At 64.6% G+C, this 22,144-nt stretch carries 14 protein-coding genes; 10 read left to right on the top strand and 4 right to left on the bottom strand.

Annotated features, from left to right (window positions below; translation table 11 throughout):
* Positions 1-114: 114 nt before the first annotated feature.
* Complete coding sequence (locus tag Q0J54_RS03760) at positions 115-459, top strand: DVU0772 family protein (RefSeq protein ID WP_296304067.1); 345 nt, start codon at positions 115-117, stop codon at positions 457-459.
* Between the two features lie 491 nt (positions 460-950).
* Positions 951-4,199 carry an autotransporter domain-containing protein gene (locus Q0J54_RS03755; protein ID WP_296304066.1) on the top strand — a complete coding sequence of 1,083 codons (3,249 nt, stop codon included), beginning with the start codon at positions 951-953 and terminating at the stop codon, positions 4,197-4,199.
* Positions 4,200-4,827: 628 nt separating this feature from the next.
* Here Q0J54_RS03755 and Q0J54_RS03750 read toward each other — a convergent pair.
* The 4 genes from Q0J54_RS03750 to Q0J54_RS03735 all read right to left on the bottom strand — a co-directional run bounded on the left by Q0J54_RS03750 (position 4,828) and on the right by Q0J54_RS03735 (position 9,320).
* Positions 4,828-6,117 (bottom strand): serine dehydratase subunit alpha family protein, encoded by a 1,290-nt coding sequence (locus Q0J54_RS03750; protein ID WP_296304065.1) that lies wholly within the window; start codon positions 6,115-6,117, stop codon positions 4,828-4,830.
* Positions 6,114-7,340 carry a dicarboxylate/amino acid:cation symporter gene (locus tag Q0J54_RS03745; protein WP_296304064.1) on the bottom strand — a complete coding sequence of 409 codons (1,227 nt, stop codon included), beginning with the start codon at positions 7,338-7,340 and terminating at the stop codon, positions 6,114-6,116. Before Q0J54_RS03745 ends, Q0J54_RS03750 begins: the two co-directional genes overlap by 4 nt.
* Before the next feature lie 242 nt (positions 7,341-7,582).
* A complete protein-coding gene (locus tag Q0J54_RS03740; protein WP_296304063.1) occupies positions 7,583-8,479 on the bottom strand; it encodes a M23 family metallopeptidase in 897 nt (298 codons plus the stop codon).
* 34 nt (positions 8,480-8,513) lie between these two features.
* Positions 8,514-9,320, bottom strand: coding sequence for a tRNA 2-thiocytidine biosynthesis TtcA family protein (locus Q0J54_RS03735; protein WP_296304062.1), 807 nt, complete (start codon positions 9,318-9,320; stop codon positions 8,514-8,516).
* Positions 9,321-9,699: 379 nt separating this feature from the next.
* On the opposite strand from Q0J54_RS03735, the gene rpoZ reads away from it, so the two are divergent.
* The 8 genes from rpoZ (at position 9,700) to Q0J54_RS03695 (ending at position 22,029) form a co-directional block, all read left to right on the top strand.
* Positions 9,700-9,939, top strand: coding sequence for a DNA-directed RNA polymerase subunit omega (gene rpoZ / locus Q0J54_RS03730; protein ID WP_296304060.1), 240 nt, complete (start codon positions 9,700-9,702; stop codon positions 9,937-9,939).
* A 2-nt stretch (positions 9,940-9,941) separates the two neighbouring features.
* Positions 9,942-11,057, top strand: coding sequence for a molecular chaperone DnaJ (gene dnaJ, locus Q0J54_RS03725; RefSeq protein WP_296304059.1), 1,116 nt, complete (start codon positions 9,942-9,944; stop codon positions 11,055-11,057).
* A gap of 537 nt (positions 11,058-11,594) precedes the next feature.
* Positions 11,595-15,128 carry a pyruvate:ferredoxin (flavodoxin) oxidoreductase gene (gene nifJ, locus Q0J54_RS03720; protein WP_296304058.1) on the top strand — a complete coding sequence of 1,178 codons (3,534 nt, stop codon included), beginning with the start codon at positions 11,595-11,597 and terminating at the stop codon, positions 15,126-15,128.
* Between the two features lie 105 nt (positions 15,129-15,233).
* Positions 15,234-17,333 carry a phosphate acetyltransferase gene (gene pta, locus Q0J54_RS03715; RefSeq protein WP_296304057.1) on the top strand — a complete coding sequence of 700 codons (2,100 nt, stop codon included), beginning with the start codon at positions 15,234-15,236 and terminating at the stop codon, positions 17,331-17,333.
* A gap of 80 nt (positions 17,334-17,413) precedes the next feature.
* The gene (locus tag Q0J54_RS03710) at positions 17,414-18,625 is read left to right on the top strand and encodes an acetate kinase (RefSeq protein ID WP_296304056.1); all 1,212 of its coding nucleotides are present in this window, start codon (positions 17,414-17,416) and stop codon (positions 18,623-18,625) included.
* A 177-nt stretch (positions 18,626-18,802) separates the two neighbouring features.
* A complete protein-coding gene (locus Q0J54_RS03705; RefSeq protein WP_296304055.1) occupies positions 18,803-19,642 on the top strand; it encodes a sulfide/dihydroorotate dehydrogenase-like FAD/NAD-binding protein in 840 nt (279 codons plus the stop codon).
* Complete coding sequence (gltA, locus tag Q0J54_RS03700; protein ID WP_296304054.1) at positions 19,632-21,050, top strand: NADPH-dependent glutamate synthase; 1,419 nt, start codon at positions 19,632-19,634, stop codon at positions 21,048-21,050. The genes Q0J54_RS03705 and gltA overlap by 11 nt, the downstream gene beginning before the upstream one ends.
* Before the next feature lie 148 nt (positions 21,051-21,198).
* Entirely contained in the window at positions 21,199-22,029 is an 831-nt protein-coding gene (locus tag Q0J54_RS03695) for a histidinol-phosphatase (RefSeq protein WP_296304053.1), read from the top strand.
* The last annotated feature ends 115 nt before the right edge of the window (positions 22,030-22,144 follow it).

Here is a 22,144-nt window from a genome sequence, read left to right as displayed (position 1 = left end):
CGGCGGCTCCGGCCCGGCATCCGGCGAAGGCTGCCGTTTCCCACTTTTTCAGTCGGAAAAGGCTTGACTTCCTTTTTAGGAATAGTTACTGTTTTTTCAACAAGGAGGCATACCATGCCGAGCCTGAAGGACTTTGCCTTATACGATATATCGTGGAATCTGTCGCCGGAACATGCCGTGACCATGTATCTGGAATGGGGCAACAACGACTGGCACGCGGAATACCCGCCGGTGCGCTCCAAAGAGGACGTGTCCTACTACTTCGTGGTGGACAACTGGGGCGAGAAGCCTGTGGTGCGCCTCGTGCGCCGCAATTCCGAAAATGCGGAAGATCTCATCTCCGTACCGCTGCCGGATGCCCTGCTGGAGGATTTCCATGCCGTGCACGGGACCTGTCGCGGCATCAGCGAGCCCACGCCCGCCATCAAGAACTGGCTGCGGCACGAAATGGGCCAATAAGCTCCCGGCGGATCGTTTCCCGCCGGAGATGTCATACCCTCCCACACCTCGCGGCATGACACATGCCGTTGCATCACACCATCCGCCTCGCGAAAAGGGCCCGCCGACGGACGGGCCCTTTTCCTTGCGGGCCGGACTGGTACGCGGCATCGGCCGGAGCCTTTTCCGACACAAACGAATACCGACGCTTTCTCTTGTGGGCAGAGGGCTCTTTTGCTAGACCAAACGGGCCGTGGAGAGCGGCACGACGCCGTGCCGGCCGCAACATGCCGTTTTTTTGCCTGCATGACAGAAACAGGACTCAACGGCAGCGACATCAACATGTTTTCCCACACCCCGCGCCTGCGGAGGTCGTCCCACATTGAGGAGGCCTACCCATGCCTGCAACCGCTTGCCAAGGACCAGGGACCGGAAAGAAGAGGGCGATAACGGCTCTCTGCGCGGCTCTGCTCGGGGGCTTCGCGCTGTTTTCTCCCCTGCGGGCCGCTGACGTGCGTGCCAGTGACGAGCGCATCGTGAACAAGCCGGACGGTTCTCCACTTTTCGCGCTGCATTTCTTCGATCTGGGAGAACGCTACGGAGACTACGAGGATCCTGAAATCCCGGGCTACTCCCCCTGGCAGCTCAGCAGCGCCCAGAAGGATGCCGTCGCCAGGGCCGCCGCCCTCTGGGCGGAGGTGCTCGGCCCCGGCAGCCGCAATACCGCCCCCATCCCCATCAACGTGGGCACGTACCTCTTTCCGAATGCCGACGCCTCGAGCGAGCCCAACGGCGAGCCCGTCGCGGGGCGGATCTTCCCCACCGGCGTGGAGGATGCCATCATCAACGGCGTCGAGCCGGACTTGCCGGGGGTCATCCGCATCGGCAAGCTTGACTTCGCCATCCAGGATACGCTTTCGCCGCTGCCTTCCGTCACCGGCTTCAATCTGGTCGCCACGCTTTACCATGAGCTCGGCCATGCCCTTGGCGTATTGTCCCAGAATTCGGCGACGGACAATCCAAGCCTGGGCACATGGGATGTGCACCTCAGAGACAGGTACGGCACCTGGCTCAGGCCGGGCATGAGCATCGTCAAGGAGGGTAAAGGCACGCCGGGCACGGATTTCATCGTGGGAGAAGGCGCGCAGAGCGGCGTCACCTTTCAGGGCGAACATGTGGCGGACGTCATGGGAGCCGGTGAAGGCCTGCCCATCAACGGCTATGAGGAGGATTACGCGGACCTCTCGCACATCGAGCTTGAGCACAGCCTGATGAGCCACCAGTATTACCGCAACTACACCACCTTCATGGAGGCGGAGCTGGCCGCCCTGCAGGATCTGGGCTACCGCCTTGACCGCCGGAACTTCTTCGGCTTTTCCGTCTACGGCGATGGCGGGACCATCATCAACCACAACGGCTACTTTGCCCGCAACGCCGACGGCACCGCCTATCTGACCGGGCAAGGCAATACGGCCACCCTGGGCGTCGGCCTGCACATCTACGGCAAGAACAACGACGTGACCCAGGTCGCCGACCTGCTGGCCGACGGCATCGCGGGGACCGGCATACGCGTGGACGGCAGCGACAATACCCTTCGCATAGCCCCCGGCGTACGCGTGAGCGCCAACGGCACAGGCGGTACGGGGCTGCTGGTGGCCTACGGCAAGGATCAGAAGATCATCAGCGGCGGGGACATCGAAGCCACCGGCCCGGGCGGTGTGGCCGCCCGCTTCGACTTCGGGCACAATCTGCTCAGTGATGCCGAGGAATACCGCGGCTCCTGGATCTGGTCGGTGACCGGGAATACGCGACCCTTGAGCAGCAGCAACAACCTTGACGACTCCGGCCTGCCCCTCAATCTCGACGGCCCGCTGGTCTCGACCTTCGACGTGAGCGGCAGCCTGAACGGCAGCGCGGCCGCCATCTACATTTCGGAGAACGCCCTCGTCAGCAAGATCAACGTCCTTTCCGGGGCGTCCATCACTGGCGACATCATTTCCGACTGGGATCCCGAAAACCCCGCCATCCAGTATACCGGTCCCTCGACTGATCTGCACACCGCGCTGACCTTCGGCCTCGCGCCGCAGGCTGACGGCAGCGCCGGCATCAGCCCGGATGCCGCCTTCGACATGACCCTCAACGGCGGCGTCTACGGGGCCGACAGCATCGACATGACGCTTGCCGCAGGCCACCTTTCCGTCACCGGGCCGCTTGCCGTCTACAGCCTTGCCAACTTCGGCCATCTGGCCCTCGGCGGCTTGACGCCCTCCGGCACGGCCGCCGATGTCGCCACATCCTTCGTCAACAATGCCGGCGCCACACTGGAGACCGGCGTCATGGCCGACGGCAGCGTGGCCGGCATCACCGCCGAAACGGCCACCCTGGCCGGAAACTGGGCCTTGCGGCCCCTCCCGGACTTCTACGCCAGCAATGCCCTCATCAGTCCGGCGCAACCGGTGACGGCATCCAGCATCAACGGCGCTTTCTCCTCCGTCAGCCTTGCCGCCAACCTGTCGCCCACGCTGGACTTCAGTCTGCTCCCGTCCTCCCCCACCGCGCCGCAGTTGGCCGTCTCCCGCGCCGCAGACGCCTACAGCCGGTATGCCGACAGCTCCGGCACAGCCTCCCTGGGACGCGCGCTCCGCGGCATTGCCGATGCGGCTCAGGGCGACATGCGACAGATGCTCGCCGCCATCGACTGGTCGCCCCGCAGCGGCGACGGCGTACGCCGGGCGCTGCGCCAGCTCGGACCGGAAGCCTACGATGCCTCCGCCCGCGCCTCTCTGGGGCAGCAGAACGAATTCACCGTTCTGCTGCTGCGGCGCATGCTGGCCGGCGAACGGGCACGGCACGCGGCGCACATCGCCGGTAACGGGCAGGACAGCCCTGATGCGGGCCCCTGGCAAGCCTGGGCCACTCCCTACGGGGCCGCCAGCCGGCAGGGCGATCACGGCGGCGCTTCCGGCTGGAACAGCGCCGGCGTCGGCCTGCTGGCCGGCATGGACCGCTCCTTTGCTTCCGGCCTGAGCCTCGGATTCCATCTGGCCCTGGCCGCCCGCCGTACCACCATCGATGGCGCGCATGACGCCACCGCCGACACGCAGTCCGCCCTTGCCGGCGTACAGGGACTGCTGGCCCCCGAACAATGGGACGGCCTCTACCTCACGGCACAGGCCCGCCTGGGTATGGAACAAGGCGAGATGGATCGCAACGTCAGCGTGGGCGATGCCTACCTTCGCCACAACGAAAGCCGCTGGACAGGCCTCACCGGCAGCGCCATGCTGGGTGGCGGCAAGGACTGGAGCCGGCGGTTTGCAGGCGGCTCCCTCAGTGCCGGGCCGCTGGGCTGGCTGGAATACGCCTTCCTGCGCCGCCCCGGGTTCACGGAAAAGGACGGACAGGCCAGCCGCCTGCAGGTGGACGACAGCCTGTACGACTCCCTGCTGCTCTCCCTGGGCGCGCATGCCGGCTGGGACGTCACGCTGGAAAACGGCACGGCGCTGGGCCTGGATGTGCTTGCCGCCTGGCGGCATGAGCTGCTGGACGGGACCTTCCGCACCACGGCGGCGTTCCAGGGCTACGACGCATATCGTTTCGACTCGGCCACGGAGCTTGTGGGGCGTGATGCCCTGCTCCTTCAGGGGAGTCTGCGTCTGCGCCATCCCGGCAATTTCTTCACTCAGGTCGATGTGGGCGGCGAGCTTTTTCGCACGGATGCCGCCGCCGTCAATGCCAGCCTGAGTCTCGGCTGGGAATTTTGAGTCCTGTCGCCATCACGGCCTTTTCCTGGGGGGAGCGATCCCCCCTTTTTTGTTTTTGTCGCTGGATGGCGGCTTCAGCCCGGCGTCCGGGCCGGGTCGCCTGCGCGGCGGGCGGCAGGGGATAAGGGGCCTCGGCGGCCCCTTACCCCCTACGACCCCCAACCCCGCCTTGGGACAGCCAACCCTGACGAACATCCGGCAGGCGACTGTCTTCCCCTGCTCTCCTCCCTGCCGCGCGTCATACGGCATCGCCCTCCCGCTGTCCCGCCTTCTCCCGGGACGAGCGTCCGGGCGGCGTCGGAGCTTCCGCGCCTCCGGCGCGGCGATCTCCTCCGCGCCATGACGCGCTTACGGCGGCAAGCAGGATGACGGAATACGCATACGGTGGAGGACGTCGCTCCGGTAAGGGGTTGGGACAAAAAGCAGCCCCCTTCTAAGTCATCGCAAAGGCTGACGGACAGCGAGAACAGTAAGGCAGATTGTCAAATGAAAGTTGACACAAAGAAGACCCCGTCTTCCCTTGTCATGGGGCGTTCTTTTTTTGGCAAGCCCTCTGTTGACTTTTAATTGACAATCTGCCGCAAAGGTTCCCCTCCCCGAAAAAAGAACGCAAACAGCCACGCGAACATCATGCTTTGTGCAGCATGATGTCGAGGATGACTTTGTCGGCTTCCTTCATGCCGGTGGAGCCGAGGCGGCCGAGGTTGGCGATGCAGGATTCTATATCGTCGTCCACGATGCCCTCGTTGCCGGGCACGACGATACCGTCGAGGGCCAGCAGCACGGCCTGTATGCCGGCGCTGACGGCGGTAGCGACCTTGAGGGCGCAACTGCTTTTGGCGCCGTCGCAGATCATGCCGGCCACGTTGCCGACCATGTTACGGATGGTGCGTTCCATGTCCGGCAGGCCGCCGCCCATGAGCAGGGCCATGCCGCAGGCGGCGGCGGTTGCGGCCACCATAGCCCCGCAGTGGGCGGAGAGACGGCCCAGGTGGTGTTTGATATGGATGGAGGTCAGATGGCTGACGATGAGGGCGCGCGTCAGCTGTTCGTCGTCGCAGCCCTGCCGTATGGCGCAGGCCACCACGGGCATGGTGCAGGTGATGCCCTGGTTGCCGCTGCCGGAATTGCTCATCACCGGCATCATGACGCCGGCCATGCGGGCGTCGGCCGCGGCGGCGGTGAGCTTGACGGCGAAGGTGGGCAGATCGTCGGCGATCACATGCCGGCGGATCTGGGCGTCCACCATCTTGCCCACGCCGAGGCCGTATTGCGTATGCAGGCCTTCTTCGGCCACGCGCCGGTTCATGCGGGCGGCATCCAGGATGAAGCTGATGTTCTCAAGCGGCGCGGTACGGGCGAATTCGTCGATACGGGCCATGCTCAGGGGCCAGACGGCCGTCGCGTCGTCCTGCCGGGCGGGAGCGGTCGCCGTGTCGCTGATCAGCGCGCCGTCCTGCCAGACGCGGGTGATGTTGTCGTGGCTGTCGCGCAGTTCGGCGGCGGCGGTTTGGCCATCGGCCGAGGCGGTCACGAGGCAGTAGAGCAGGTCCTCATTGTCCGGCAGATGGAGGACGACGGCCTCGCCGGCGGCCATGTCGCGGGCGGCTGCCGCGGCAGCGGCATCCAGATCGCGCAGGCATTCCAGGCCAAGGGCGCTTTTGCCGCCCAGCGCCCCGGCGGCGGCGGCCACGGCAAGGCCCATCTCCCCGGTGCCGGGCACCATGACGCCCATGCCGTTCTTGAGCAGATTGGCGCTCACGGCCACATCCAGCGACTGGGGCCGGCGGCCGAGGGCCTCGGCGGCGCGGGCCGCGCAGAGCGCCACGGCAATGGGCTCCGTGCAGCCCAGCGCGGGCACGACTTCCTTGTGCAGCAGGCCGATGATGGCCGCACGGTCTTCAGGGGTCAGACTCATGCCTGCTCCGAGGTGCCGTTCTGCAACGGGCCCAGCTCGCCGTTACGATTGAACAGGCCTTCCAGCATGAGGGTCAGCGCGCCGTCGCCGGTGACGTTGCAGGCGGTGCCGAAGCTGTCCTGCAGGGCGAAGATGGCGATAAGCAGGGCCACGCCGTTCTGATCAAAGCCCAGCACGCCGGTCACGATGCCCAGCGAGGCCACCACCGTACCGCCGGGCACGCCGGGCGCGCCCACGGCGAAGATGCCCAGCAGCACACAGAACAGCAGCATCACGCCCACGCTGGGCAGGCTGCCGTAGAGCATGAGATGCAGGGTCATGCAGAAGAAGGTCTCCGTGAGCACGGAACCGCAGAGGTGGACGGTCGCGCCCAGCGGCACCATGAATTCCACCATGTTGCGGCTCAGCACGCGGGACTTGCGGGCGCATTCCAGGGCCACGGGCAGGGTGGCCGCGCTGGACATGGTCCCCACGGCGGTGAGGTAGGCGGGCGTATAGTGCCGGAAGACCTCAAAGGGATTGCGCCCGGAGAGCAGGCCGCCGATGCCGTAGAGCAGGGCCAGCCAGATGAAATGGCCCACGATGACGATGAGCACCATGGAGACGAAGACCGGCAGATGCAGGCTCAGGGAGCCTTCATAGGCGAGACCGAGAAAGGAAAGCCCCACGAAGAAGGGCAGGATGGGAATCATGATGCGCACCACCAGCGCGCTCATAACGCGTTCCAGCTCGCTGAAGAGACGGCTCAGGGTCTCGGACCGGGTCCAGGCGATGGCCACGCCGAACAGCAGGGCCAGTACCAGCGCGCTCATAACGCTGAACAGCGGCGGGATGTCCAGGCGGAAGACCATTTCCGGCAGTTTCCGCAGGGGTTCCGTCTCGCTGACCACGGAAAGATGGGGGATGATGGCGTACCCGGAGAGGGTGGAAAAGAGCGCCGCCCCCAGCGAAGAGACATAGGCCAGCGCCACGGCGGTGAAGAGGATCCTGCTCGCGTTCTGGCCCAGACGCACGATGGCCGGCGTGATGAAGCCGACGATGACCAGCGGCACAAGGAAGAAGATGATCTGGCCGAAAATATGCCGCAGCGACACCACCACGTCCATAATGTGGTTGAGCGAGCTGTCGGCATTGTTGCCGATGTATGTGCCGACCAGCGCGCCGATGACGATGCCGGCCAGCAATTTGAGGATCAGGGAGAAATCTCCTGCCTTGGCAGCCATACCGCACCTCCGAAAATGGAATGTTCGGGCCCGCGGGAGTACGGGCCGGGACCTGTATAGCGCAGTGCGGCGACGCGCGCAACGCGACGTCGCCCCTCGAGCATTTTCCGTGTGAAACGTTTCGCGCTTCACGCCACACGGCCTGGTGTTTCACGGAAAAAACGCTGTGTTTCCGCGTGGTTTTTGTCGGGTGGTGCTGTGCCGGCCGCCTCGCGTTTTCGCTTTTTCACAGCGAGCACGCTCTATTCGAGGATATAGCGCATGGGATTGACGGGCACGCCGTTGAGCATGACCTCGTAATGCAGGTGCGGGCCGGTGGTGCGGCCGGTCATGCCGATATAGCCGATGACCTCGCCGCGCTTGACGTACTGGCCGGGCTGCACGACGAAGCGCTGCATATGCGCGTACTTGGTGACGATGCCGCCGCCGTGGTTGATCTCCACGCAGAGGCCGTAGGCGCCGTCATGCCCGGCCTTGAGCACGGTCCCCTGGGCGGTGGCCATGATGGGCGTGCCCGTGCGGTTGGAGATGTCGAGGCCCTTGTGGAACTGCCTCCGCCCCCCGCCGAAGGGCGCGGAACGCGCGCCGAAGCCCGACGTGACGAAGCCCACCACCGGCCAGATGGTCGGCAGGGTGGACAGGGCGTCGCGGTTGTCGCGCAGGGCATGGAGCAGATCCTGTTGACGCACCTCCTCAAGGCGCACGGCATCGGAAAGGGAGTCCAGAAAATCCTGCATCCTGCGGGCGGCCAGCTCCTGCCGGTGCATGGGCAGGTAGGAATGGGCGAAGCTGCCCACCTGATCGTCGCCCACTTCGGCGGGGTCCTGCTCCATATTCATCATAATGCGCAGCTTGCTGTCGAAATTGCGCACCCGCTGCAGATCCTGCGTCACCTCGCCGAGCTTGCCGCCCAGCAGGGAAAGCTGTCGGCGCTGGTCTTCCAGACGACGCTCGGTATTGGCAAGGGACTCCTCAAGGTGGCGGCTCCTCAGCCATTCCTGCCACAACCAGACATTGCAGCCCGCCAGCGCCAGCACGACGATGCAGGAGACGAAACCGAGCCAGCCCCGCAACCGCACATTGCGGCTGCCGCTGCGTCCTTCGCGGAAAATGACGATATGGTACTTGCCGAGGAGCATACCTTCTGCTTCTAAGCCGCCATGCGGGCCGCTGTCAACGCGACTCGCCGCCGGGCCGGCGGCCCGCCCGGGAAAGGAGCGCGGCCTCCTCCTGCGCCACGGCGCTTTCCCTGTGCTTGTCCAGTTGCCAGCGGGTAAGCGCGTTGCCGATGCAGCGGCGCGAATCCCTGGCCACGGCGTAGAGATGTTCCAGCGTGGCGCTCATGTCGCTGCGGGCCGAATGCCCGGCCGAGGGGCAGACGTTGGCCCAGATGGGCAACTCCCATTGCTGGGCGGCCTTGCGGATGTATTTCTTCTCCACCAGCAGCAGCGGGCGGATAAGCCGCAGCCTGCCGCCGAAAAAGGGTTCGTTCATGCTCATGCCGTCCACGCGGCCGTTGCGGCAGAGATTGAGGAAGAAGGTCTCCACGAGGTCGTCGGCATTGTGCCCGAGCGCCAGATGGGTCAGGCGGTAGCGGGCGCAGAGCTCGAAAAGCCGCTTGCGGCGCAGCCAGGCGCAGCGGAAACAGGGAGAGCGGCGCCGGTTCTCCTCCGAATGGGCGTGCGGGCCGTAATCCGTCACTTCCAGATGGGAGGCGATGCCGTGCCGCGCGAGCCACGGCAGGAGCGCGGCGTGGCTGTGCGGGTCGAATCCCGGATTGAGGTGAATGGCCATGAGCTCGAAACGGAAGGGGACGATGCCCTGCCGGATATGCAGGCTCTTCAGCAGCACGAAGCTGTCCACGCCGCCGGAGACGGCCACGCCCACCCGGCATCCCGGCCAGAGCATGCCCGCCTGTTGCATGGCCTTGCCCGCGCCCTTGACGCAGACTTCCTGGGCATAGGATCGTTTTTCGCGCATGGTCCCCCTTGTCCGCGGGCGGTTCCCGCACGGCGGCATTTCACATGAAGGCAGGGCCCGCGTCAAGGCCGCATGCAAGGCCGCATGCAAGGCCGCGTCATGGCCGCATCATGGCCGCGCACGGCTGCCGCGTACGGGAAAGGGGGAGAGGCCGCACGCCCGGAGCGCACGGAGAAAGTCCGCATCTTCCCTTGACAGACGGGCGGCAGACACATAAGATTATGCGTTACAACAAATGTGAGCCCTGCCGCCGCGTCCGTTCCCGGGCACGGCTCTTTTCGTCCCTTGGCCCGGCGGACGGGCAAAGGCCGGCAGGGCGGACAAGGCCCCTGTCGGAGCCGTCCCGCGACAGCCCCGCGCCAACCCAGAAGGAGGACGCATGGCCCGTATTACTGTGGAAGATTGTCAGGAACGCGTGGACAATCGCTTTCTGCTGGTGCAGATGGCCATAAAGCGCGTGCGCCAGTATCGTGAAGGCTACGAGGCGCTGGTGGACAGCCGCAACAAGGAAGTGGTGACCGCCCTGCGCGAGATCGCCGCCGGCAAGGTCATGCCCGAGGACATGAGCCTGTACACGCCGCTGCCTGAAGGTCAAGAGGCCCCCAACAGCGAAGGCTAATCATGGCGCAACGCGATTATTACGAAGTGCTGGGCGTGGCCCGCGACGCTTCGGAAGACGAGATAAAAAAGGCCTACCGCAAGCTCGCCATGCAGTATCACCCGGACCGCAACCCCGGGGACGCCGAGGCCGAGCGCAAGTTCAAGGAAGCCGCGGAGGCCTATGATGTGCTGCGTGACCCCGACAAGCGCGCCCGCTATGACCGCTTCGGTCATGCCGGCGTGCAGGGGGGCGCGGGCGGCTTCGGCAGCACGGACGATATCTTTGCCCATTTCAGCGACATCTTCGGCGATCTCTTCGGCTTTGGCGGCGGCACGGGCCGCAGCGGGCCCCGGCCCATGGCCGGAGCCGATCTGCGCTACAATCTGGAGATCAGCTTCGAGCAGGCGGCCACCGGCGCGGAGATTCCGCTCAAGCTGCCTCGCCATGAACAGTGCCCCGACTGTCAGGGCAGCGGCGCCGCCCCCGGCACCAAGCCGGAGACCTGCCGCCAGTGCAACGGCACGGGGCAGGTGCGCCGCACGCAGGGCTTCTTCCAGCTGGCCATGCCCTGCCCGTCCTGTCATGGCACGGGGCAGGTCATCGCCACGCCCTGTCCCCGCTGCAAGGGCGACGGCGTGGTGGAGAACATCCGCGAGATCGTGGTGCGCATCCCGGCCGGCGTGGATACCGGTACGCGCCTGCGCGTGCGCGGCGAGGGGGAAGCCGGCGTGCACGGCGGCCCGCCCGGCGATCTCTATGTGGTGCTGCATGTGGCCCCCAGCAAGCAATATGAACGGCAGGGACAGGACCTCATCCATGAGTGCTCCATCAGCTTCGTTCAGGCCGCACTGGGCCACCGCGTCGAAGTGCCCGGGCTCAACGGCCCCCTGCCGCTGGAGATCCCCAAGGGCATCCAGAGCGGTACGCCGCTGCGCCTCAAGGGCGAGGGCATGCCCTACCCCGGCCGCAGCCAGCGGGGAGACCTGCTGGTGGTGGTGAAGGTGCTGACGCCCACCCGCCTTTCCGAGCGTCAGATCGAGCTGCTGCGGGAGTTCGAATCCCTCGGCGAGGAGAGCCTCCTCGAAAAAGCCAGGAAGGTCGGCCGGAAGATCGGCAAGAAGATCGGCCTCGACTAACATATCCTTTCGCGCGTCAAGGAGGGGGAGCGGTGAGCGTTCTCCCTCTTTTTTTGTCCGCCGCATGCCGGGTACGCCGTTTTCGCCCGTGCGCCGGCCTGCCGGCCCACCATGCCCCCTTGCGAGCGCGCGCTCTTTTTCCCGACTTCCGCGTGCAACGCCGCACAGTGCTTGCACCCCTGTCCAAGACAGGCTAATGTGAGGCAGGACAGGCAAAGAACCTGCGGCCTGCCGGTTCAGGCGTCTGCCCGTCAAATTCTCAACAACTTTATTTTATTTATATTTTAAGAAAAACAGAAAGTTTTCAGAAAATGCGTCAAAATAGACTGTTCAATCAAACAATTTCTTGCTAGGCTCTGGACATGACGAGGGACCCTCGCCGTACTGCCTCTCCGCCGTCCCGCGTCGGGAGGCGGCAGTTCCCTCATGCCGGCAGCGCATTTTCCCCGTTTTTCCCGGGATGGCGAAAGACTGGATGCCGTGCCTCCGGCTTGTTTTGTGCCAAACAGAGCGCCTTCGGGCGCAAGGAGGATCATAATGGCGAAGATGAAAACCATGGACGGCAATAACGCCACCGCGCATATTGCCTACGCCCTGTCCGACACGGCCGCCATCTACCCCATCACGCCCTCGTCCGTCATGGGCGAAGTGGTGGACGAGATGGCCGCCCGCGGCGCTCTCAATCTCATGGGTCAGAAAGTGCTCGTGCGGGAAATGCAGTCCGAGGCCGGCGCGGCCGGCGCCGTGCACGGCATGCTTTCCGGCGGTGCGCTGACCAGCACCTTCACGGCCTCTCAGGGCCTCCTGCTCATGATTCCCAACATGTACAAGATCGCCGGCGAACTGCTGCCCGGCGTCTTCCATGTGTCGGCCCGCGCCCTGGCCTCGCATGCCCTGTCCATCTTCGGCGACCATCAGGACGTGATGAGCGCCCGGCAGACGGGCTTCGTCTTCCTCTGCTCCTCGTCCGTGCAGGAATGCATGGACCTTGCCCTCGTGGCTCACCTGTCCGCCATCGACGCGAGCCTGCCCTTCTGCCACTTCTTCGACGGTTTCCGCACTTCGCATGAAGTGCAGAAGATCGAACTCATCGATTACGAGGACATCCGCGGTCTGGTGAACTGGGACAAGGTGGAAGAGTTCCGCAACAACGCCATGAATCCCGAGCACCCGCACATCCGCGGCACGGCCCAGAACCCCGACATCTATTTCCAGAACCGCGAAGCCAGCAACCTGTACTATGACATGGTGCCGTCCATCGTGCTGGAAAACATGCAGAAGGTGGCCTCCATCACCGGCCGCAAGTACAAGCTGTTCGACTATGTGGGCGACCCGGAAGCCGACCGCGTGATCATCAGCATGGGCTCCTCCTGTGAAGTCATCGAGGAGACGGTCAATTACCTGAACCAGCGCGGCCAGCGCGTGGGCCTCGTGAAAGTGCGGCTGTTCCGTCCCTTCTCCGCCGCCCACCTCATGCAGGCCGTCCCGGCCACGGCGAGCACCATCACCGTGCTCGACCGCACCAAGGAGCCCGGTTCTCTCGGCGACCCGCTCTATCAGGACGTATGCACGGCCTTCATGGAAAAGGGCGAAGCCCCGACCATCATCGCCGGCCGCTACGGCCTCGGCTCCAAGGACTTCACGCCCGGCATGGCCAAGGCCGTGTTCGACAACATGCTGGCCGTGGGCCCCAAGAACCACTTCACCGTGGGCATCCGCGACGACGTGACCAACCTCTCCCTTGACGTGGACGAGGAGATCGACACCGTGCCCGCCGGCACCGTGCAGTGCAAGTTCTTCGGCCTCGGCTCCGACGGCACCGTGGGCGCCAACAAGCAGGCCGTGAAGATCATCGGCGACAATACGGACATGTACGCCCAGGCCTATTTCGCCTACGACTCCAAGAAGTCCGGCGGCCTCACCGTGTCCCACCTGCGCTTCGGCAAGGCGCCCATCCAGTCCTCCTACCTCATCACCCAGGCGGACTACATCGCCTGCCACAAGTCCTCCTACGTCACCCAGTACGACGTGCTGGAAGGCGCCAAGGAAGGCGGCACCTTCGTGCTGAACTCCAACTGGTCCCTGGCCGACATGGAAAAGCACCTGCCCGCCGCCATGAAGCGCACCATCGCCCGCAAGAAGCTCAAGTTCTACAACGTGGACGCCGTGAAGGTGGCCGCAGAAGTGGGCCTCGGCGGCCGCATCAACATGATCATGCAGACGGCCTTCTTCAAGCTGGCCAACGTGATCCCCTTCGAACGCGCCGTGGAACTGCTCAAGGAATCCATCAAGAAAGCCTACGGCATGAAGGGCGACAAGGTCGTCAACATGAACATCGCCGCCGTGGAAAAGGGCATGGACGCCCTTGAAGAGATCAAATACCCCGCCGAATGGGCCAATGCCGCCGAAGGCGCGGAAGTCTGCCACTGCGGCGACGACGACTACCTGCGTAACGTGGTGCGGCCCATCCTCGGTCAGCGCGGCGACAAGCTGCCCGTCTCCGCCATGGAGCCGGCCGGCCTCATGCCGCTGGGGACCGCCGCCTGCGAAAAGCGCGGCGCGGCCATCCTCGTGCCCGAATGGCAGGTGAACAACTGCATCCAGTGCTTCCAGTGCTCCTTCGTCTGCCCGCATGCCGCCATCCGACCGGTCATCGCCAGCGACGACGAGCTGGAAGGCGCGCCCGCGACCTTCGAGGTGAAGGACGCCCAGGGCAAGGAACTCAAGGGCTTCAAGATGCGCATGCAGGTCTACGCCGAGGACTGCCTCGGCTGCGGCTCCTGCGCCGATGTCTGCCCGGCCAAGGAAAAGGCCCTCGTTATGAAGCCGCTGGAAACGCAGCTCGACGCCCAGAAGGCCAACCTGGCCTTTGCCGAAGAGCACATCGCCATCAAGGACGACCTCATGCCGCGCGACAGCGTCAAGGGTTCGCAGCTCCAGCAGCCCCTGCACGAATTCTCCGGCGCCTGCGCCGGCTGCGGCGAAACGCCCTACGCCAAGGTGCTCACCCAGCTCTTCGGCGAACGCATGCTCATCGCCAACGCCACGGGCTGTTCCTCCATCTGGGGCGCCTCCTCGCCCACCACGCCGTACACCACCAACAAGGACGGCTTCGGCCCGGCCTGGGGCAACAGCCTCTTTGAAGACGCCGCCGAATACGGCTGCGGCATCGGTCTTGCCTATGTGCAGCGCCGTAATCGTCTGGCCCTGCTGCTCCAGGAAGCCCTCAAGGACGACAACATCTCCGCCGAACTCAAGGACGCCATGCAGGGCTGGCTGGCCCACAAGGACGAGGCCGAAGGTTCCCGCGAATACGGCGAACGCGTGCTGGCCAACCTGGAAGACTTCGGCAGCCCGCTGGCTCACGAGATCTGGCATATGGGCGACCTCTTCACCAAGAAGAGCGTCTGGGTCTTCGGCGGCGACGGCTGGGCCTATGACATCGGCTACGGCGGCCTTGACCATGTGCTGGCCTCCGGCGACGACATCAACGTGCTGGTCTTCGACACCGAAGTGTACTCCAACACCGGCGGTCAGGCCTCCAAGTCCACGCCGCTGGGCGCCATCGCCCAGTTCGCCGCCGCCGGCAAGCGCATGGGCAAGAAGGACCTGGGCCGCATGGCCATGACCTACGGCTACGTCTATGTGGCGTCCATCTCCATGGGCGCGGACAAGGCGCAGGTGGTCAAGGCCTTCCGCGAGGCCGAAGCCTACAAGGGCCCCTCGCTCATCATCGCCTACGCGCCCTGCATCAACCAGGGCCTGCGCAAGGGCATGGGCAAGAGCATGGAAGAAGCCAAGCTGGCCGTGCAGACCGGCTACTGGCCCCTCTACCGCTACAATCCCGCCCTGGCGGCCGAAGGCAAGAACCCCTTCCAGCTCGACCACGCCAAGGAACCCAACGGCGGCCTGCAGGAATTCCTGGCCGGGGAGACCCGCTTCGCGGCCCTGGAAAAGAAGGCTCCCGATGTGGCCCAGCAGCTGAAGGAACAGCTCGACAAGTCCTACATGGAACGCTTTGCCATGTACAAGCAGATGGCTGAACTGCCGCTGCCCGGCAGCAACAGCTAACCCATAACGCACCCCACGGGGGGACGGCGACCCGCGCCGTCCCCCCCTTTCGCGCAGCCCGGGCTTTGAGTATGGCAGCCCCGCTGCCGCCCTTACGGAGGAAACATGAACGCCCTGTATCTCACCGCCACAGGCCCCCTGTCCGGCAAGACCGCCGCGGCTCTGGGCATCATGCACATGCTCAACCTCAGTATGCGCGACGTGGCCATTTTCCGGCCCATCATCAATACCCCCCAGATGACCGACCGCGACCCGGACATCCATCTTATGATGGAACAGTTCAAACTGCGTCAGGACTATGCGGAGACCTTCGTCTATACCCATGAGGAAGCCCGCAAGGTCATCAACCGCGGCGACCATGATCTGGTCATCGAGACCATCATGAAGCAGTTCAAGATGCTCCAGGCCGAACACGAATTCGTCTTCGTGGAAGGCACGGACTTCCTGGGCAAGGACGCGGTCTACGAATTCGAACTCAACGCGGAGATCGCCTCCAACCTCGGTTGCCCGGTCATGCTGGTCGTCAACGGCGACCATCCGGCCGACGACCTGCGCCAGAGCCTCCAGAACGTCATGGACACCATGAACGAGAACTCCCTGGAGGTCATCGCCACCATCATCAACCGCGGCCATCTCTCCCAGATGGAACTGGACGAGATCCGCGACGCGCTCAGCACCGAGAACCGCCGCGCCCTGGTCTACGCCATCCCCGATGACGCCACCATCGCCAAGGCCACCATGTACGATGTGCGCAAGAGCCTCGCCGCGGAAGTCCTCTACGGCGAGAACCGCCTCGACACCATGGTCGGCTCCTACCTCATCGCGGCCATGCACATCGACAATTTCCTCAAGTATGTGGAGAAGGATCAGCTCATCATCACGCCCGGCGACCGCACCGACATCCTGCTGGCCGCCATCGGCACCCGCATGTCCTCCTCCAAGCCGGACATCGCCGGCGTGCTCTTGACCGGCGGCATGAAGCCGCCCGTCGAAGTCTGCGAGCTCATCGAGGGCTGGACCAATTCGCCGCTGCCCATCCTTATGACCAGTATGCTCACCTACCAGAGCGTCATGGCCCTGCATGAAGTGTCCGGCTACATCGAACCCACGGACACCCGCAAGATCAATACCGTGCTTGGCCTGTTCACCCACCATGTGAACACCAAGGAGATCAGCAAGCGCCTGCAGTTCAGCTCCAACAGCTCGCGCATGACGCCCATGATGTTCGAATTCAACCTCATCGAGCGCGCCAAGACCAAAAAGATGCGTATCGTGCTGGCCGAAGGCGAGGAAGAGCGCATCCTCCAGGCCACGGACGTGCTGCTGCGCCGCGACGTGGCGGACATCATCCTGCTGGGCAACCCGGACGTCATCCACCAGAAGGCGCGCGACCATAATCTGGACATCTCCGGCGCGACCATCGTGGATCCCACCACCTCGCCCAAGTTCGACGATTACGCCAATACCTATTACGAACTGCGCAAGGCCAAGGGCATCACCCCCGAGACCGCCCGCGACACCATGAGCGACGCCACCTACTTCGCCACCATGATGGTCAAGAAGGACGACGCCGACGGCATGGTCTCCGGCGCGGTGAACACCACCGCCCACACCATCCGCCCAGCCTTCGAGTTCATCAAGACCAAGCCCGGCTTCTCGGTGGTCTCCTCGGTCTTCCTCATGTGCCTCAAGGATCGCGTGCTGGCCTTCGGCGACTGCGCGGTCAACCCCAATCCCACGGCCCAGCAGCTGGCCGAGATCGCCATCGCCTCCGCCCACACGGCGCGGGTGTTCGGCATCGAGCCGCGCGTGGCCATGCTGTCCTACTCCACCGGCACGTCCGGCAAGGGCGTGGATGTGGACAAGGTCAAGGAAGCCACGGCCATCGCCAAGGAGATGGCCCCCGACCTCCTGCTCGAAGGCCCCATCCAGTACGATGCGGCCATCGACCCCACCGTGGCCAAGACCAAGCTGCCCGACAGCAAGGTGGCCGGCCGCGCCACGGTCTTCATCTTCCCTGACCTCAACACGGGCAACAACACCTACAAGGCCGTACAGCGCGCCGCCGAGGCCGTGGCCATCGGCCCGGTGCTCCAGGGCCTCAACAAGCCGGTCAACGACCTCTCGCGCGGCTGCACCGTGCCGGACATCGTGAACACCGTGGCCATCACCGCCGTGCAGGCCGCCGCCGAAAAGCACAAGTAGGTCTGATCCCCGCACACCAACGCCGCCCGGACGCCATTTCCGCCGCGTCCGGGCGGCATCAACCATAAGGAAGTCTTGCCATGAAAGTTCTTGTGATCAATGCCGGTTCCTCTTCCTGCAAATACCAGCTGCTGGAGATGGAGACCGAGACCGTCCTCTGCTCCGGCGTGGCCGAACGCATCGGCCAGGACATGGGCCGTCTCTCCCACAAGCTGGCCCCTGATACGGATCAGGAAGAAAAGATCGTCAAGGAAGCCCCCTTCCCCACCCACGTGGAAGCCATGGAACTGGTCATCGCCCTGCTGACCGATGCCGAAAAGGGCGTCATCAAGGACAAGAGCGAGATTCACGCCATCGGTCATCGCGTGCTGCACGGCGGCGAATCCATCACCGACCCGGTGAAGGTGGATGATCACGTCAAGAAGATCATCCGCGACTGCTTCCTGCTCGGCCCCCTGCACAACCCGGCCAACCTCATGGGCATCGAAGTCTGTGAGAAGCTCTTCCCCGGCGTGCCCAATGTGGCCGTGTTCGACACCGAATTCGGCATGGGCATGGAACAGGAAGCCTACATGTACGGCCTGCCCTACGAACTTTATGAAGAGCTGCACATCCGCCGCTACGGCTTCCACGGGACCTCCCACAAGTACATCGCCAGGAAGACCGCCGAATATCTGGGCAAGCCGCTGAAGGAACTGCGCTCCATCACCATGCATCTCGGCAACGGCTCCTCCATGAGCTGCGTGCGCGACGGCAAGTGCCTGGATACCAGCATGGGCCTCACCCCTCTCGAAGGCCTCATCATGGGCACGCGCTGCGGCTCCATCGACCCGGCCATCGTGCCCTTCGTCATGGAAAAGAAGAAGCTCAGCCCCGCCGAGATGGATACGCTGATGAACAAGAAGTCCGGCCTGCTCGGCCTGTGCGGCTTCACCGACATGCGCGACGTGCACAAGGAAGTGGACAACGGCAACAAGCGCGCCAAACTGGCCCTCAACATGCTCGTGCGCAGCATCAAAAAGACCCTCGGCAGCTACTTCTTCCTGCTGGACGGCAAGGTGGACTCCATCGTCTTCACCGCCGGCATCGGCGAAAATGACGACATCGTGCGCGCCGCCGTCTGCAAGGGGCTGGAAGAATTCGGCATCTGCCTCAATACGGCCGAAAACGCCACCCGCCGCCCTGGCGCCCGCACCATCTCCACCCCGGACAGCCGGGTGAAGGTGCTGGTCATCCCCACCAACGAGGAACTCCAGATCGCCCAGGCCACGCTGGAGATCGTGGGCCGCTAGCCGCCCCCCTTTCCCCGTCCGTATGGCCCTGCTCCGGCAGGGCCTTTTTCATTGCCGGCATGCGGACGCGGACATCCGGGCACGGCATTTGTGCCTGAAGGCACAATGCTTGTTGCGCCCGGCAGCAACCTTGGCTATCATTTGCCCCACATTCAATTTTTTTGCAGGAGTGGCCCCATGCCGACACCCATACTGGAGAAGGAAAGCCTCATCCCTGGCAGGACCAGCAAACTGGTCCTCCATGCGCCGCAGATTGCACGCAACGCCCGGCCCGGGCATTTCGTCATGCTGCGCATGAATGCCAACGGCGAGCGTATCCCGCTCACCATCGCCGATACCGATCCCGAAAAAGGGACCATCGTCATCGTCTACCTGGTCATGGGCAAGAGCACGGCCCTGCTGGAGGATCTCAAGGCCGGCGACAGCATCCTTGATGTCTGCGGGCCGCTCGGCAAGCCCACCCATATCGAGAAAAACGGGACCGTCGTCTGTGTGGGCGGCGGCACGGGCATCGCCGCCATGCACCACATCGCCAAGGGACACTGGCGGGCGGGCAACCGCGTGGTGGGCGTCATCGGCGCGCGCACCAGGGATCTGCTGCTCTTTGAAAAGGAGCTTTCCAGCTTCGCCCATGAACTGCTCATCTCCACCGATGACGGCAGCTACGGCCGCAAGGGCCTTGTGACCGACCTTTTGCGCGAACGTCTGGAAACGGACAAGGACGTCTTTGAAGTGGTGGCCGTGGGCCCTGTGCCCATGATGGCCGCCGTGGCCGAGACCACCCGCTCCTTCGGCGTGCGCACCACCGTCAGCCTCAACCCCATCATGGTGGACGGCATCGGCATGTGCGGCGCCTGTCGCGTGACCGTGGGCGGCAAGACCAAGTTCGCCTGTGTGGACGGCCCCGAATTCGACGGCCATCAGGTGGATTTTGCCGAATTGCGCCGCCGCCTCGGCGCTTTCCGCGAACAGGAGAAGATCTCCCTTGATCAGTACAGGAGCCAGCATGGAAACTAAGGAAAAAAAGACCGTCGCCCCGCGTACGGACATGCCCTGTCAGCCTGCCGACGTGCGCGCGCGCAATTTCGACGAAGTGGCTCTCGGCTATACCAGGGAAATGGCCATGCAGGAGGCCGCCCGCTGCCTGCAATGCAAGAATCCCCGCTGCGTCAAGGGCTGCCCGGTGGAAGTGCCCATCCGCGATTTCATCGGCGAGGTGGCGCGCGGCAACTTCGATGTGGCCTACCGCATCATCAAGACCACCAACAGCCTGCCCGCCGTCTGCGGCCGCGTCTGCCCACAGGAGAACCAGTGCGAAGGCAACTGCGTGCTCAAGGCCAAGGGCCAGCCTGTGGCCATCGGCCGCCTGGAACGCTTCGTGGCCGACAACCACATCGCCTCTTCGGCCTGTGAGCAGGTCACAGGGACCAATTCCTGCGCCGTGCCGCTGGGCAACAAGAAGATGGCCTGCATCGGCTCCGGCCCGGCCTCGCTGACCTGTGCGGGCGTCTGCGCCGCGGCGGGCATCAAGGTGGACGTGTTCGAAGCCCTGCACGAGCCGGGCGGCGTGCTCATCTACGGCATCCCGGCCTTCCGTCTGCCCAAGAACGTGGTGGCCACCGAAGTGGACGGCCTGCGCCAGACCGGCGTGGACTTCCATCTCAACCATGTGGGCGGCCGCACGGTGAGCGTTACCGAACTGGCGAAGGAATACGACGCCGTGTTCATCGGCGTGGGCGCCGGCCTGCCGGTCTTCCTCGGCGTGCCCGGCGAAAATCTGGTGGGCGTCTTTTCGGCCAATGAATACCTTACCCGCGTGAACCTCGGTCGCGCCTACGACTTCCCCAACCACGACACCCCGGCTTTCCACGGCAAGAACGTCACCGTCTTCGGCGCGGGCAACGTGGCGATGGACGCCGCCCGCACGGCCCTCCGTATGGGCGCGGACAGCGTCCACATCGTCTACCGCCGCACCCGCGCGGAAATGCCCGCCCGCCACGAGGAAGTGGAACACGCCGAGGAAGAAGGCGTGAAATTCGCCATGCTGTCGGCCCCCATCCGCTTCAACGGCGACGAGGAGATGCGGCTGACCTCCGTCACCCTGCAAAAGATGGAACTGGGCGAGCCGGACGCCTCCGGCCGCCGGCGTCCCGTGCCGGTTCCTGGCTCGGAATATGACCTGCCCACCGATCTGGCCATCGTGGCTCTGGGCACGCGCTCCAACCCCATCCTGCTGGAAGCCACCGAAGGGCTGGACAAGACCGAACGCGGATATATCAAGGTCAATGAGGAGACGGGCGAGACCTCCTTGCCCAACGTCTTTGCCGGCGGCGACATCGTCACCGGCGCGGCCACGGTCATCCTGGCCATGGGCGCCGGCCGCAAGGCCGGTCAGGAGATCGTGCGCCGTCTCGGCGGCATATAAGCGCGATACGCTCAGGAGCGGGAGGCCTTCGGCGCGGCCGGGGCCCTCCCGCTCCTCTTTTTTCCTGCGCGCAACAGGCCGCGGCGCACCGCCGGCGGCAAGCCCCCTCACCCCCTCCCGGCATCGACCGGAACCACAAGGACTGGCCATGATCCCGCGGGATCTGCATACCCACACCCTCTATTCCCACGGTCGCAACACCCCGGCGCAGATGTACGCCGCCGCCGAGGCCGCCGGCCTGCGCCTCTACGGCTTCAGCGAGCACTCTCCCCGTCCGCGGGGCTATGCCTACAGCCACGAATACCGCGAGCAGCTCGAGGCGCACATGGAGGATTATGTGCGCGAGGTAGCGGCCCTCAAGGCGCAGGCTGAGGCGGATCCGTCCCGCTGCCAGGTGCTGTTCGGCATGGAATTCGACTGGCTGGACGCGGAGGAGGCCTTTGTGCGCGCCGCCGCTGCCGCGTACGACTTCGACTACCGCCTGGGCAGCGTGCACTATCTCGGCACCTGGGGCTTCGACGACAGGATGGAAGACTGGGACATCTCGCAGGATGCCTGCGAGCAGCATTACCGCGCCTATTTCGCCGCATGGCGGAACATGATCGCCTCCGGCCTGTTCGACATCGCCGCCCACCCGGACATCATCAAGCTGTTCAGCGTGCAGAAATTCCATGTCTGGCTGGCCAGGGCCGACAGTCGGGCGCTGGTGCGCAGCGCCCTTGCCGAACTGCGGGACGCGGGCATGAGCATGGAGATATCCTCGGCCGGACTGCGCAAACCCTGCCGCGAGATCTATCCCTGTCCCACCTTCATGCGGCTTGCCGCCGAACTGAATGTGCCGGTGAGCTTTGCCTCCGACGCCCACGGCGTCGAGGAAGTGGCCTACGCCTTCCCGCAGCTCGCCAACTACGCCCGCGCCTTCGGCATCACCGAAAGCGTCTGGTTCGTGCGCGGCCGGATGCAGCGGGAAGCGTTTTAGGGACTATTGTCAGTGTGGGGGAAGGGGAACCCCTTTCGCTAGGATCAGGACTCATTAAAGGTAAAAAATGACAATGGCAGCAATATGGATTGCCGAAAGGAATGTATGGGCACAG

The organism is uncultured Desulfovibrio sp. (assembly GCF_944324935.1).
Taxonomy (GTDB): domain Bacteria; phylum Desulfobacterota; class Desulfovibrionia; order Desulfovibrionales; family Desulfovibrionaceae; genus Desulfovibrio.
Note: the sequence above shows the minus strand (reverse complement) of the source record. Positions and strands in the feature narration are given on the sequence as shown.

What these genes read in the sequence shown, in the direction of transcription:
- Q0J54_RS03760 (WP_296304067.1), top strand. Translation starts at nt 115, where the DNA reads ATGCCGAGCCTGAAGGACTTTGCCTTATACGATATATCGTGGAATCTG.
- Q0J54_RS03750 (WP_296304065.1), bottom strand. Translation starts at nt 6,117, where the DNA reads ATGAGTCTGACCCCTGAAGACCGTGCGGCCATCATCGGCCTGCTGCAC.
- Q0J54_RS03745 (WP_296304064.1), bottom strand. Translation starts at nt 7,340, where the DNA reads ATGGCTGCCAAGGCAGGAGATTTCTCCCTGATCCTCAAATTGCTGGCC.
- Q0J54_RS03740 (WP_296304063.1), bottom strand. Translation starts at nt 8,479, where the DNA reads ATGCTCCTCGGCAAGTACCATATCGTCATTTTCCGCGAAGGACGCAGC.
- Q0J54_RS03735 (WP_296304062.1), bottom strand. Translation starts at nt 9,320, where the DNA reads ATGCGCGAAAAACGATCCTATGCCCAGGAAGTCTGCGTCAAGGGCGCG.
- rpoZ (WP_296304060.1), top strand. Translation starts at nt 9,700, where the DNA reads ATGGCCCGTATTACTGTGGAAGATTGTCAGGAACGCGTGGACAATCGC.
- dnaJ (WP_296304059.1), top strand. Translation starts at nt 9,942, where the DNA reads ATGGCGCAACGCGATTATTACGAAGTGCTGGGCGTGGCCCGCGACGCT.
- nifJ (WP_296304058.1), top strand. Translation starts at nt 11,595, where the DNA reads ATGGCGAAGATGAAAACCATGGACGGCAATAACGCCACCGCGCATATT.
- pta (WP_296304057.1), top strand. Translation starts at nt 15,234, where the DNA reads ATGAACGCCCTGTATCTCACCGCCACAGGCCCCCTGTCCGGCAAGACC.
- Q0J54_RS03710 (WP_296304056.1), top strand. Translation starts at nt 17,414, where the DNA reads ATGAAAGTTCTTGTGATCAATGCCGGTTCCTCTTCCTGCAAATACCAG.
- Q0J54_RS03705 (WP_296304055.1), top strand. Translation starts at nt 18,803, where the DNA reads ATGCCGACACCCATACTGGAGAAGGAAAGCCTCATCCCTGGCAGGACC.
- gltA (WP_296304054.1), top strand. Translation starts at nt 19,632, where the DNA reads ATGGAAACTAAGGAAAAAAAGACCGTCGCCCCGCGTACGGACATGCCC.
- Q0J54_RS03695 (WP_296304053.1), top strand. Translation starts at nt 21,199, where the DNA reads ATGATCCCGCGGGATCTGCATACCCACACCCTCTATTCCCACGGTCGC.